9 protein-coding genes and 1 pseudogene are annotated in these 12,952 nt (G+C 71.2%); 8 read left to right on the top strand and 2 right to left on the bottom strand.

The genetic code is table 11. The features are described 5' to 3' along the window. Window positions 1–525 (top strand): annotated as a pseudogene (locus ACFV9T_RS25220) (transposase); the annotation flags it as partial. Between the two features lie 18 nt (window positions 526–543). Here the strand turns inward: ACFV9T_RS25220 and ACFV9T_RS25215 are convergent. Next, a complete protein-coding gene (locus ACFV9T_RS25215; RefSeq protein ID WP_385444125.1) occupies window positions 544–777 on the bottom strand; it encodes a hypothetical protein in 234 nt (77 codons plus the stop codon). A gap of 314 nt (window positions 778–1,091) precedes the next feature. Between ACFV9T_RS25215 and ACFV9T_RS25210 the strand changes: the two genes are divergently transcribed. The 7 genes from ACFV9T_RS25210 (at window position 1,092) to ACFV9T_RS25180 (ending at window position 6,679) form a co-directional block, all read left to right on the top strand. Then, entirely contained in the window at window positions 1,092–1,787 is a 696-nt protein-coding gene (locus tag ACFV9T_RS25210) for a thioesterase II family protein (protein ID WP_385444124.1), read from the top strand. 341 nt (window positions 1,788–2,128) lie between these two features. Beyond that, window positions 2,129–3,034, top strand: a complete 906-nt coding sequence (locus tag ACFV9T_RS25205; protein WP_385444122.1) for a thiamine pyrophosphate-dependent dehydrogenase E1 component subunit alpha — start codon at window positions 2,129–2,131, stop codon at window positions 3,032–3,034. Beyond that, window positions 3,034–4,014 (top strand): alpha-ketoacid dehydrogenase subunit beta, encoded by a 981-nt coding sequence (locus tag ACFV9T_RS25200; RefSeq protein ID WP_385444120.1) that lies wholly within the window; start codon window positions 3,034–3,036, stop codon window positions 4,012–4,014. Before ACFV9T_RS25205 ends, ACFV9T_RS25200 begins: the two co-directional genes overlap by 1 nt. Window positions 4,015–4,016: 2 nt before the next feature. Next, a complete protein-coding gene (locus ACFV9T_RS25195; RefSeq protein ID WP_385444118.1) occupies window positions 4,017–4,259 on the top strand; it encodes a biotin/lipoyl-containing protein in 243 nt (80 codons plus the stop codon). 30 nt (window positions 4,260–4,289) lie between these two features. Beyond that, on the top strand, window positions 4,290–4,535 hold the full coding sequence (locus tag ACFV9T_RS25190) for a phosphopantetheine-binding protein (protein WP_385444117.1): 246 nt from the start codon (window positions 4,290–4,292) through the stop codon (window positions 4,533–4,535). Beyond that, window positions 4,532–5,467, top strand: coding sequence for a ketoacyl-ACP synthase III (locus ACFV9T_RS25185; RefSeq protein ID WP_385444116.1), 936 nt, complete (start codon window positions 4,532–4,534; stop codon window positions 5,465–5,467). Before ACFV9T_RS25190 ends, ACFV9T_RS25185 begins: the two co-directional genes overlap by 4 nt. Window positions 5,468–5,524: 57 nt before the next feature. Continuing rightward, on the top strand, window positions 5,525–6,679 hold the full coding sequence (locus ACFV9T_RS25180; RefSeq protein WP_385444114.1) for a zinc-binding alcohol dehydrogenase family protein: 1,155 nt from the start codon (window positions 5,525–5,527) through the stop codon (window positions 6,677–6,679). Between the two features lie 81 nt (window positions 6,680–6,760). On the opposite strand, the gene ACFV9T_RS25175 is transcribed toward ACFV9T_RS25180, so the two are convergent. Then, window positions 6,761–12,931 carry a type I polyketide synthase gene (locus tag ACFV9T_RS25175; RefSeq protein WP_385444112.1) on the bottom strand — a complete coding sequence of 2,057 codons (6,171 nt, stop codon included), beginning with the start codon at window positions 12,929–12,931 and terminating at the stop codon, window positions 6,761–6,763. Window positions 12,932–12,952: the final 21 nt, after the last annotated feature.

Here is a 12,952-nt window from a genome sequence, read left to right as displayed (position 1 = left end):
CCAGCGCGGTGGCCTGTAATGCCGTATCGGAGGCCGCTTCCGCACCTACGCCGTGGCTTTGGTCGCTGACGGCCCCGGCGAGGGCAACGCCGAGGATGGCTGAGAGGCTGGTCGAGGAACTGCTGGAGGCTCACCCTCTTTCGAAAGTCCTGACGTCCATGCCCGGCATCGGCGTCAGGACCGGAGCCCGCATCCTGATCGAGGTCGGCGACGGCAGCACCTTCCCGACCGCAGGCCACCTCGCCACCTACGCTGGTCTCGCCCCGGCAACCCGCAGTTCCGGTCCTCCATCTGCGGCGAACAACCCTCCAGGAGAGAAACAAGCAGCTCAAACGAGCCTTCTTCCTCTCCGCATTCGCCGCCCTGGGCGACCCGGCATCCTGGGGCTACTACGAGAAGAAAATCGCCCAGGGATAGCACCACACCCAAGCCCTGCTCTGCCTCGCCAGGCGCCGCGCCGACGTCCTCTTCGCGATGCTCCGCGACGGAACCTTCTACGAGTCCCAACCCGCCGTGGCCAGGTGAGGAGTTCAGACCGATCAGTCAGTCCACCGGCCGAAGCCGCCGACGAGCGGCCTCAAGCCGCTGGTCATAGTCAGGCGCGAACAGCTCAGGAAGCGCTTTGTCCAGCGTTCCGGCAATCCGATGGATCGGTGTCCAGACCGCCGGATCGTCGACAACGCGACTGAGGTCCGTCATCTGCAGCTTCTCCAGCCAGTGCGACAGCACCAGCGCTTCGTCACTCGTGAGCTTGATCGTGACCTGGCTATCACCCATGCACACCCCTACAGCTCGGCTCGGCCCCCACCCTCAACCACACGAACCTACTGGTCTTCGACCTTGACCAAACCGAGAGGGGCCCCCGCCGACCGGGTGACGCGCCACGTCCCGCATCGAAAGCCCTCTTCTCGTGACCGCCTTGAGTGAGACGGGCACGCTCACAGCGGACGCGCAGGGAAAAGTTGTGGATCATTATGGTCGGTGTGAGGCAACCTCAGGAACCGAGGAGTGACATGACCGCGGCCAGCAGTACCCCCAACTCCCCTTGGATTCGACGGTACTCGCCCGCGCCTGACGCACCGGTTCGGTTGGTGTGCCTCCCGCACGCGGGCGGTTCGGCGTCCTTCTACGCCGGGCTGGCCAAGGCGCTCGGCCCACGGATCGACACCCTCGCCGTGCAGTACCCGGGGCGGATGGACCGCCTGCACGAGCGGCTGCTGACTCGGATCGACGATCTCGCCGAGGGGCTGGTCGCCGAGCTGACGCCATGGAGCGACCGAGGGATCGCCGTATTCGGGCACAGTCTGGGAGCGGTGCTGGGGTTCGAGGTGGCGCGGCGCCTCCAGGCCATGGGCCGTCCGCCGGTCGCGCTGTTCGTGTCCGGGCGGGGCGCTCCGTCCCGCCATCGGCGGGAGTTCAGCGAGCGCCCGGATGACCGGACGCTCATCGAGCAGGTGCGGCAACTGGGCGGCACCGACCCGCGCGTCTTCGACAACGAGGAACTGGTCCAGCTCGCGCTGCCGGTGATCCGCGCCGACTACGAGGTCGTGGAGAGCTATCAGTACCGTCCGGGTCCGCCACTGAGCTGCCCCGTGATCGCGCTGAACGGCGAGGACGACCCCAAGGTGCCGGACGGGGACGCCACCGCGTGGGCCGAGCACACCACTGGCGCGTTCGAGGAGTTCACCATGCCGGGTGGCCACTTCTATCTTCTGGACCGGCGGGCCGAGGTGACCGGCATCGTCGCCGACCGGCTGGCGCGGCTGACTCCCACCCAGCCTGTCTGAGCAACATCTTCGGGCGACCCTCGCTACGTCACCCGGCACAGTTTAGGTAGTGTGCGGTACAGCGTGGGCGCGAGTTGCCCATGCGACGGGGGAGGAATTCGCGTGACTGTTCAGTGCTTGGTGTCTGGCCGATCCGTGCCGCCGATGACGGGCCGTGTGCCCGCCCGGCCGCCCAGACAGCCGTAACGCGACTTCGGCAGTCGTCCTCACCACACGACACACACCAGCGCCGGGTTCTGACGCGCGTTCGCCCACTCCCCCGTCGAGGGTCCGATCGCGACATCGGCCGAAGCCACCCACTGACCGGCAACGCACCCAAGAGACACGGGGGTTCGAACGTGATGACCTTAAGATCGCAACCCGAGCAGGGGCTGGACGACGGTACGAAACGGTCCCTGCTGCACCACATGCTGGTGGCACGGGGCATCGACGAGGAGGCCCAGCAGCTCCAGAAACAAGGAGCGCTCGACCTCTGGCTGTCCTGTCAGGGCCAGGAGGCCGCGCAGGTGGGCTCCGCCCTGGCCGTGGGAGCGGAACCCGCCATCTTTCCCAGCTACCGTGAACACGCGGTGGCTCTCCTGAGGGGTGTGGCCCCGAACGAACTGCTGGCGCAGTGGGCCGGGCGCACGTTTTGCGGCTGGGAACCGTGGCAGCGGCGCTTCTTCCCCTACACGCTGGTGCTGGCGGCGCAAACCCTGCACGCCGTCGGCTACTCGCTGGGGCAACGGCTCCAGGGACGGGACGACTTCGTCGTCGTCTACGTCGGTGACGGAGCCACCAGCGAGGGCGACATGTCCGAGGCGATGAACCTGGCCGCCGTCGAATCCGCCGCCGTGCTGTTCGTCTGCCAGAACAACGGCTGGGCCATCTCCAAACCCGCCGGCGAGCAGATGCGCACCTCCGTCGCCGAACGCGCCCGGGGCTTCGGCATCGAGTCCGCCGCGTTGTCCGGCCGGGACCCGGAGGCCGTCTTCACCGCCTGCTCCCGCGCCGCCCGGCACATACGTGAGTCCAAGTCGCCGTATCTGGTGGAGATCTCGGTGGGACGCGTCCACGGCCATTCGACGTCCGACGCCCAGGAGCTGTACCGCAGCCGGGACGACATCGCGAGGACCCGGGAGTCGGACCCCGTGACCGCCTACGCGGACCGGCTGACCACCGAGGGCGTGGTGGACGCCGCCTGGCGGGAGTCCGTCGACGCTGAGGTGCGGGAGCTGCGGAGCCAGCTGATGAAGGGGTACGCGTGATGGCTCTGGAACGGCCCGCCAGCATGGCGGAGACGATCAACGCGACCCTCGCCGACCTGATGGAGCGGGACCCGAAGGTACTGCTGCTCGGCGAGGACATCGGACGGCTGGGCGGGGTCTTCCGGGTCACCCGGGGCCTCCAGCAGCGGTTCGGCAAGGACCGGGTGCGGGACTCGCTGCTGGCGGAGTCCACCATTGTCGGCCAGGCCGTCGGGATGGCGATCAGCGGGCTGGTACCGGTGTGCGAGATCCAGTTCGGCGGGTTCGTCTATCCCGCAGTGAACCAGCTGATCACGCAGGCGGCCCGGATCGGCCACCGCTGGAACGGGCAGATCAGCCCGAGTCTGGTGGTGCGCATACCGTCCGGTGGCGGCATTCGCGGCGTCGAGCACCACAGCGAGTCCAACGAGGCGCTGTTCGCGCCCGCCTCCGGTATCTCGGTGGCGTATCCGTCCACAGGCGAGGACGCCGACCAGATCCTGCGGTACGCGGTGGGGCTGGGGTCGCCCGTGGTGATGTACGAGCCGATCCGGCTCTACTGGCGCCGGACCGCGCCCCCGCGCAGCGACCCGCCGGCGACGTCGCCGACGGCCGCCCGGATCGTCCGGCCGGGCACGGACGTGACCGTGGTGACCTTCGGCGCGGTCACGAACGAGGTCCTGGAGGCGGCGCACGCGCTCAGCCCGACGGTGGACGTCGAGGTGGTGGACCTGCGCTGGGTGGCGCCGGTGGATATGGACACGGTCCTTCGGTCCGTGGCCCGGACCGGGCGGCTGCTGATCGTGCACGAGGCGACGAAATACGCGGGCATCGGTGCGGAGGTCGCCGCCGCGGTGGCCGAGCACGGCTTCGACTCGCTGCGCTGCCCGATCCGGCGGCTGGCCCCCGACCGCCGCGCGTATCCGCCGGCGGATTTCGAGAACGACTACCTGATAGGCGTGCGGGAGATCACGGATGAGGTTCTGGTGATGATGAAGTGAGCGTGGAGCACATTGACTTCCGGGTCCCCGGCTTCGGGCACGGCCTCGCCGAGGCGCTGCTGGTCGAGTGGGTCGTCGCCGTCGGCGACCGCGTCGAGCGGGGGGACGTGGTCGCGGTGATGGAGACCGACAAGGCGAGCACCGAGATCGTGGCGGAGCGCGGAGGCCGTGTCGCCGCGCTGTCCGCGACGGTCGGCACCGTTCTCCAATCCGGTGACGTGCTCTACCAGTTGGCGGCCTACTAGCCACCGCCCCAGGGCTTTCAAGGAGAAAAAATGAACGACATCGAACACCGGATAGCGGACATCATGCTCACCAAGCTGAGGGAGCGGGACCCGTCCCTGGGTTACGACGACCTGGAGCGGCCGGTGGGCGACCTCGACCTGGACTCGCTCGACATCGTCGAGCTGACCCAGCTGATGGAGCGGGAGTTGCAGGTCAAGGCCGATCTGGCGGAGACGGCGGGCTTCGGTCTGCTCCAGGACTTCACCGCCTACTTCGTGAAGCTGGCCGACCAGTGACGAGTGCGGGCATCGTCGATCTCGCCACCGCGAAACCGGGCCGGACCATCGACAACGCGCACTTCGACGCGATCGGCCTCACCGACGAGTGGATCAGGCGCCGCAGCGGGATCGCGTCCCGCGGCTGGCTCGACGACGACATCCCGCTGGCGGAGGTGGCGGCGGAGGCCTGCGCGCCGGTCGTGGGCCGGATGGCCGACCCGTCGTCCGTCGGCGCCCTCGTCCTGGTCTCCACGTCCGTACGCCAGCGCGTCCCGGGCATCGCGCAGAAGGTGGCCGAGCTGGCCGGGCTGCCCTCGTCGGTGCTGGGCTTCGATATGAACGCGGCCTGCTGCGGCTTCGTCTACGGGCTGGTCACCGGGCTGTCGCTCTGTGACGCCGGGCAGGCGTCGTCGGTCCTGGTGTGCTCGGTGGAGGCCATGTCCCGGCTGGTGGACCGGACCGACCGGCAGACCGCCTGCCTCTTCGCCGACGGGGCCGCCGCCGTCCTGCTGGAGCGGCGCGAGGAGTTCGCGCGCTTCCACCATGTCGCCGGGAGCGACGGCTCCGGCGAGGGGCTCATGCGGGAGACCGACGCCGGCGGCATCCATCTCGACGGGATGCAGGTGTACGACCGTGCGGTGCGCCGGATGTCGGAGTCGGCCCGGTATCTCGCCGAGCGGGAGCCCGCGCCGACGGTGCTGGTCGGCCACCAGGCCAACGGCCGCATTCTGGAGCAGGTCCGTACGTTCACCGCCGACCTCGGCGTGCCCTTCGTGAACCGTATCGCGCACTTCGGCAACACCTCCTCGGCGTCGGTCCCGCTCGCGTTCGCCGACGAGCTGGACTCGGGCTCCCTGCCCGCCGAGGGCCGTCTCGGGGCCGTCGCCTACGGCGCGGGTGAGGCTTGGGGCGGGGTGTCGGTGAACTACCGGGTACCGGTGGCCCGGTAGCCGGGCATGGGGAAGTCCTGACTTTAGGAGGTTGTCATCTATTCGCCAGAAGCCTGGGTGCTTCGCTCTGGTTCGCTGGTCGGCACGCCCGACGGCGGCCCGGGCGGCGCACTGCGACGTGATCTGTTCACCTTCGGTCCGCTGGAGGAGGGTGAGGCACTGGTGGAGCCGATCCTCGGTTCCTGGGAGGCCAATGTCGATCACGCGCTGGCCCGTTCGCCGATCGATGTGTGCAGCAGCCGCGGTGAGGACTCCGTGGTCCTCGGCAACCTGGGGGTGGTACGCGTCCTCAAGGTGAACGCGGCCGACCGGGATGTCCAGGTCCGCGAGGGGGACCTGTGTCTGCTGCTGCCGTTCGGCAAGTGCGACCGGTACGGCTACGCCGAACTCGCCTACGCCTACGACGCCCCGAACACCATCGGTCTGCTGACCAAGCGGTCGAAGATGGACACCCGGGTGCTGCTGCCCATCCCGGCCGACACCGCCTACTCCCTGCCCCAGTGGGCCACCTACGGCCGGTACTTCACGGCATGGGACAACTGGCAGAAGGCGTACGGCTGCTGGCGGACGCAGATCGCCGACGACGACCCGTCCAGCCATCTGGTCTTCGGCTGGGGCGGCGGGGTCGCGTTCGCCGAGCTGATGCTGGCCCGGCGTGCCGGGTTCCGGGTGGCGATGACGGCGGGCTCGGACGAGCGTATCGCCTTCCTGCGCGAACACGGCATCGTCCCGGTGGACCGCCGGCTCTACCCTGATCTCTCTCTTCCGCCCCGCCAGGCCAGGGCGGACCGGGAACGTCAAGCCCGCCGACGGCAGTCGGTGTCCGACTTCCTCGGAGTGGTAGACGAGCTGAGCGACGGCCAGGGCGCCGCGATCTTCGTGGACAACATCGGCGAACCGCTGTACGACGTCACCGTGAAGGCCCTCGCCCGGGAGGGCGTCGTCACCACCTGCGGCTGGAAGGCGGGCATGCGGCTGTCCCATCTGCGGGGCGCCGAGTGCATCAGCAGGCACATCCATGTGAATACGCATGTGTGGCGGCTGCCGGACTCGCCGGTCATCCGGGACTTCCAGGAGGCGGGCGGCTGGATGGCTCCCGAGGGGTCGACCGTCACCTACGACTTCGACGAGGTGCCGAAGCTGGCCGACGACTACGCCGCGGGCCGGATCGCGTCGTACTTCCCGCTGTACAGCGTGAACCCGCTCTCGTGAGCTGAGCCGGTCAGAGCGCGTGGGCTCCGCCCCGACGTCCGTACGGCGTCGGGGCGGAGCCTTGTCGTGGTGCCCGGGGCGTCAGTCCGGAGCCCGGTCGAGCCAGTCCACGACCGGCCGGGCCGTGGCGGCGGACTGTCCCTCCATCATGCTCCAGTGGTTCCCCGGCACCTCGACCTCGGTGTGCGGCAGCCGCCAGAAGGCCTGCGGGGCAGGGGCACCGGACCCCTCGCCCGGGGCGATCCGCTCACCGGCGCGGACGAAGAGGGTGGGGGCCGCGATCTCGGCCGGTTCCCAGTCCGCGAAGAGCCGGAAGTAGCCGCCCATCGCGGTCAGCCGGGTGAAGTTCACGCCGTCCACCAGCCCCTCCCGGTCGAACATGCTGTCCATGAAGACCGAGGCGAAGCCGTCGACGACGTCGTTTCCGGGCAGATAGGTGTCCAGCAGCACCACACCGGCGGGCACCACGCCGACGCTCTCCAGGTGTGCGGCCACAGCGTGCGCGAGCCATCCGCCGGAGGAGTGCCCGACCAGCACCACCGGTCCCCCGTCGGCGCAGGCCAGTGCCGCGTCCGCCTGGGCGGCGACGGCCGCCTCGACCGACCGTGGCAGCGCCTGGCCGTCGGAGAAGCCGGTCGGCACCAGCACCGACACGTCCCTGACGTCGTGGAAGGCCGTCGCGAACCGCGCGTACTGGTGGGCGCTGGACAGCGCCACCGGGGCGGCGAAGCAGACCAGCGACGGCCGCCTCGGTCCGTGGGAGAGGCGCACCGGCTTCGGCGCGAGCGTGGCCGCGTCCGCCGCGTCGAAGGCGGGACGGACCCGGGAGGCCACCATCAGCAGCTCCACGCCGTCCTTGTACTGGCCGCTCTCGCACGCCTGCCGGAACAGCGCCTCCACGGAACCGGCCGGTGAGGGCGCGCCGACGGGCAGCGCGGTCTGCGGTACGGCGTCCTCGGCGACGGCCGTCGCCAGCAGCCCGCGCAGCTGCGCGGCGACCGCGGCCGGTGTCGGATGATCGAAGATCAGCGTGGCGGGCAGCGGGACGCCGCCCGCGGCGGTGAGCCGGTTGCGCAGTTCGATGGCGCCGAGCGAGTCGAAGCCCATGTCCGTGAACGGCTGGCCGGCGTCGATCACCGCTCCGGAGGAGTGGCCGAGCACCGCCGCGACCTGGTCGCGCACCGCCGTGTCGAGGAACTGCTCCCACGCGTCCTGCGGCACCTGAGCGAGTGCCCGCCGCAGACCGCCGGTCTCGGTGGCGGGCCGCGTCCGGCGTGTCGGGGCCTGGACGAGGTCCCGCAGCAGCGGAGGCAGCAGATCACCCGACGACTCCCCACCGAGGCCGCTGGGGTCGAGCCGCATGGGGACGAGCGTGGCGTCCTCGCCGGTGCTCGCCGCGTCGAAGAGCGCCAGCCCCTCCTGGTCCGACAGGGCGCCCAGGCCCGCCCGGTGCAGCCGCTGCAACTCCGCCTCGCCCAGTCCCCCGGTCATTCCGCTGAGCCGCGCCCACATGCCCCACGCCAGGGAGACCGCGGGGCGGCCGCTCGCCCGCCGGTGCACGGCCAGCGCGTCCAGGAAGGCGTTCGCCGCGGCGTAGTTGCCCTGCCCGGCGCCGCCCAGCGTGCCGGCCAGCGACGAGAACAGCACGAACAGGGAGAGGTCCGCGTCGGCGGTCAGTTCGTGCAGATGCCAGGCGCCGTCCACCTTGGGCCGGAGCACGGAGGCCAGCCGCTCCGGGGTCTGCGAGCCGATCACGCCGTCCGCGACCACACCGGCCGTATGCACCACACCGGTCAGGGGATGTTCCCGTGGTACGGCTGCCAGTACCTTGCCCAGCGCCTCCCGGTCGGCGACATCGACCGCGGCGACGGTCACGGACGCGCCCAGTTCGCGCAGCTTCGCGACCAGATCGGCGGCTCCCGGGGCAGCCTCGCCCTGCCTGCTGGTGAGCAGGAGCCGCCGTACGCCACGTTCGGCTACCAGATGTCGCGCCACCAGGGCACCCAACGCTCCGGTGCCTCCGGTGACGAGGACCGTGCCGTGCGCCCGGGGCGCGGCCTCGACCGGGCCGGTGACCGCCGCCCGCGCGAACCGGGCCGCCGACACCGTGCCCTGACGGATGATCAGCTGTGGTTCGTCCGTGCCGAGGGCGGCGAGCGCCGCGGCGCCGGACTCCTCGGCGCCGTCGAGGTCCAGCAGGACGAATCGGCCGGGGTGCTCGGCCTGCGCGGAGCGCACCAGTCCCCAGACGGTCGCCGCCGCCGGATCCGCGAGGGGCGGTGCCGCCGCGCCCCTGGTGACCACCGCCAGCCGGGCTGAGGCGAACCGCTCGTCCGCCAGCCACGACTGGAGCAGGCCGAGGATGTCCCGCGCCAGCCGGTGCGCGCGCTCCACCGAGCTCTCGTCACCCGCAGGCTCCGGTACGCCGACCAGGACCAGGTCCGGAACCACCGCGCCGGGCTCCCGCAGCCGGGCCCCGAGCGCCGTGAGGTCCGAGTGCGCCTCCACGGCACCGCCCGCGTCCGTGAGCGCGCGGCGCAACCCGGTGTCGTCGGTGCCCAGCAGGGCGCAGCGGGCGGCGCGGGCCTCCCCGACCGCGAGCGGCGTCCACTCCAGCCGGAACAGCGACCTCCGGTAGGCCCCGGCCCGCAGCTGCTCGGCGCTGACCGGCCGCAGTACCAAGGCGTCCACGGACGCCACCGGGGCGCCCGAGGCTTCGACGGCCGCGAACGACACGGTGTCCGGCCCCGCCGGGGCCAGCCGTACCCGCAGTGTGGTCGCGCTCGCGCGGTGCAGCCGCACCCCGTTCCAGGAGAACGGCAGCCGCCCCCGGCCGTCGTCCGCCAGCAGTCCTCCGAGGTTCAGTCCGTGCATCGCCGTGTCCAGCAGCGCCGGGTGAAGCCCGAAGCCCTCGACGGAGTCCCCCACCGACTGTGGCGCCTCCACCTCCGCGTACACCTCGTCGCCGAGCATCCAGGCGGTCCGCAGCCCCTGGAAGGCGGGTCCGTACTCCAGTCCGCCGTCGGCCAGCCGCTCGTACAGCCCGTCCACCCGCAGCGGCTCGGCCCCGGGCGGCGGCCACTCCCCAGGTGTCCACGGGAACGCGGCGTCGGGGGAGGCGGAGAGCAGGCCCTCCGCGTTGAGCGTCCACTCGGCCTCACCGTCGGCGCCCGCCGCACGCGAGTACACCCTGACGAGTCGGGAGCCGCGCTCGTCCGGAGCGCCCACGACCAGCTGGAGGATGACCGCCCCCTGCTCAGCGGGGAGGGCCAGTGGCACTCGCAGCGTCAGCTCGCTCAGCTCGCCACAGCCCAGGCTCTCCCCGGCCCGCAGCGCCATATCCACCAGAGCCGTACCGGGCAGCAGTACGACACCGGCCACGGCGTGGTCGGCCAGCCAGGGGTGGGCCTCGGCCGAGAGCCGGCCGGTGAACAACAGCCCACCGGTGTCGGGCAGTTCCACCGCCGCGCCCAGCAGCGGATGGTCCGCTGTGCCCAGACCGGCGAATTCCACGTCCCCGGTCAGGAGTCCGTTGTCCAGCCAGTAGCGTTCGCGCTGGAAGGCGTACGTGGGCAGCTCGACCGCCCTGGCACCGCGCCCGGTGAAGAACGCCGCCCAGTCGACGGGGACTCCCCGGACATGCGCCTGGGCGACTGCGGATGTGAGGGTCTGCGCCTCCGGGCGGTCCCTGCGCAGGGCGGGCACGAAGAGGGCGTCGGTGCTCTCCTGGCCCATCGCGGACAGGACACCGTCCGGGCCCAGCTCGATCAGGGTCCGTACGCCCAGCTCGTCCAGGGACATGAGCCCGTCCGCGAACCGGACCGCTTCACGGACATGCCGCACCCAGTACTCCGGAGTACACAACTCCTCGGCGGTAGCCACCCCACCGGTCAGGTTCGAGACCACAGGGATGCGCGGCGCATCGTAGGACAGCTTCTCGGCCACCTGACGGAACTCCGCCAGCATCGGCTCCATACGCGGGGAATGGAAGGCGTGCGAGACCGTCAGACGCTTGGTCTTACGACCCTGCTCCGTGAATACGGCCGCGACCTCCAGCACGGCGTCCTCGTCACCGGATACAACGACGGACGCCGGTCCGTTGACGGCGGCGATCGATACCGTGTCCAGGCCGGTCAGGGCCTCGGCGACCTCGGTCTCGCTCGCCTGCACCGCCACCATGGCGCCCCCGGAGGGCAGCGCCTGCATCAAACGCCCGCGCGCCGCCACCAGCGCACACGCGTCCTCAAGCGACCACACTCCCGCCACATACGCGGCGGCCAGCTCACCGATGGAGTGTCCGAGCAGGACATCCGGTGCCAGGCCCCACGACTCCAGCAGCCGGAACAGCGCCACTTCCACAGCGAACAGACCGGTTTGTGTGTAGACGGTTCGGCCCAGTGCGGCAGCGTCCTCGAAGACCACCTCCTTCAGCGGCCGGTCCAACTCCCCCTGGAATCCGGCGCACACCGTGTCGAAGGCCTCGGCGAACACGGGGAACGCCGCGTACAGCTCACGGCCCATTCCGGCGTGCTGCGCCCCCTGCCCCGTGAACAGGAACGCGGACTTGCCCCGGCGGGAGACCACCCCTCGCACCACGCCCGGCGCCTCCCCGCCCTCGGCGAGTGCGGTCAGACCGGCGGCGAAGGTGTCCCGGTCCGCGGCCACGACGGCGGCGCGGTGGTCCATGGGCGTGCGGGAGGTGGTCAGGGACAGGCCGATGTCCTGAGGTGTGCTCTCCGGGTGGGTGTCGAGGTGGGTGCGCAGGCGGGTGGCCTGGGCGCGCAGCGCTTCCTCGGACTTGGCGGTCAGTACCCAGGGCACCGTGGTGGTGCGGACGGTGGGCTGGGCGAGGTCGGCGGGGTCGGCGGCGGGTGCCTGTTCGACGACGGCGTGCGCGTTGGTGCCGCTGATGCCGAAGGAGGACACGGCGAAGCGCCGCGCGTGCCCGGTCTCCGGCCACTTCCGCGCCTCGGTCAGCAGCTCCACCGCGCCCTCGGACCAGTCCACCTGCTGTGAGGGCTCGTCCACGTGCAGAGTGCGCGGCAGTACGCCGTGCCGCATCGCCATCACCATCTTGATGACGCCGGCGACACCGGCGGCCGACTGGGTGTGGCCGATGTTGGACTTCACCGAGCCCAGCCACAGCGGCCGGTCCTCGGGCCGGTCCTGGCCGTAGGTGGCCAGCAGGGCCTGGGCCTCGATGGGGTCGCCCAGCCGGGTGCCGGTGCCGTGGGCCTCGACCGCGTCGATCTCGTCGGTGGAGAGCCGGGCGTCGGCAAGGGCCTGTCGGATGACGCGCTGCTGGGAGGGGCCGTTGGGGGCCGTCATACCGTTGGAGGCGCCGTCCTGGTTGACGGCGGTGCCGCGTACGACGGCCAGGATGGGGCGGCCGTTGCGCCGGGCGTCGGAGAGCCGTTCCAGCAGCAGCATGCCGACGCCCTCGCCGAGTCCGGTGCCGTCGGCGGCGGCGGCGAATGCCTTCACCCGGCCGTCCGGTGCGAGGCCGCGCTGCCGGGAGAACTCCAGCAGGGTCACCGGGGAGGACATCACGCAGACACCGCCGGCCAGGGCCATGGTGCACTCCCCGGAACGCAGTGCCTGCACGGCGAGGTGGAGGGCGACCAGCGAGGACGAGCAGGCGGTGTCGAGGGTGACCGCGGGGCCTTCCAGCCCGTAGGTGTACGCCAGCCGTCCCGAGGCGATGCTGCCCGAGTTGCCGTTGCCGATGTACCCGGCGACATCGTCGGGTACGGAGCGCAGCCGGGCGGCGTAGTCGTGGTACATCACTCCGGCGAATACGCCGGTGCGGCTGCCCTTCAGCGCGGACGGGGCGATTCCGGCCCGTTCGAACGCCTCCCATGAGGTCTCCAGCAGCAGGCGGTGCTGGGGGTCGGTGGCCAGCGCCTCGCGCGGGGAGATACCGAACGGGGCGGGGTCGAAGTCCGCGGCGTCGTACAGGAAGGCGCCTTCGCGGGCGTACGCGGTGCCGATGTGGTCCGGGTCGGGGTCGTAGAGGCTGTCCACGTCCCAGCCACGGTCCTCGGGAAGGCCGGACACGGTGTCGGTGCCCTCGGAGACCAGCCGCCACAGGCCCTCCGGGGACCTGACGCCGCCGGGGTAGCGGCAGGCCATGCCCACGATGGCGATCGGTTCCCGGCTGCCGGACTCCAGCTCGCGCACGCGCAGCTTCGCCTCCTGCAGGTCGGCGGTCACACGGCGGAGATATCCGAGGAGCTTTTCCTCATTCATCACGTACTCGTCGCTCCTCGCGAA

Origin of the sequence: Streptomyces sp. NPDC059850, from assembly GCF_042731515.1 — a bacterium.
Lineage (GTDB): Bacteria > Actinomycetota > Actinomycetes > Streptomycetales > Streptomycetaceae > Streptomyces.
This window is presented reverse-complemented; position numbering and strand designations above follow the sequence as displayed.

What these genes read in the sequence shown, in the direction of transcription:
- ACFV9T_RS25190 (WP_385444117.1), top strand. Translation starts at nt 4,290, where the DNA reads ATGAACGACATCGAACACCGGATAGCGGACATCATGCTCACCAAGCTG.
- ACFV9T_RS25215 (WP_385444125.1), bottom strand. Translation starts at nt 777, where the DNA reads ATGGGTGATAGCCAGGTCACGATCAAGCTCACGAGTGACGAAGCGCTG.
- ACFV9T_RS25200 (WP_385444120.1), top strand. Translation starts at nt 3,034, where the DNA reads ATGGCTCTGGAACGGCCCGCCAGCATGGCGGAGACGATCAACGCGACC.
- ACFV9T_RS25205 (WP_385444122.1), top strand. Translation starts at nt 2,129, where the DNA reads ATGACCTTAAGATCGCAACCCGAGCAGGGGCTGGACGACGGTACGAAA.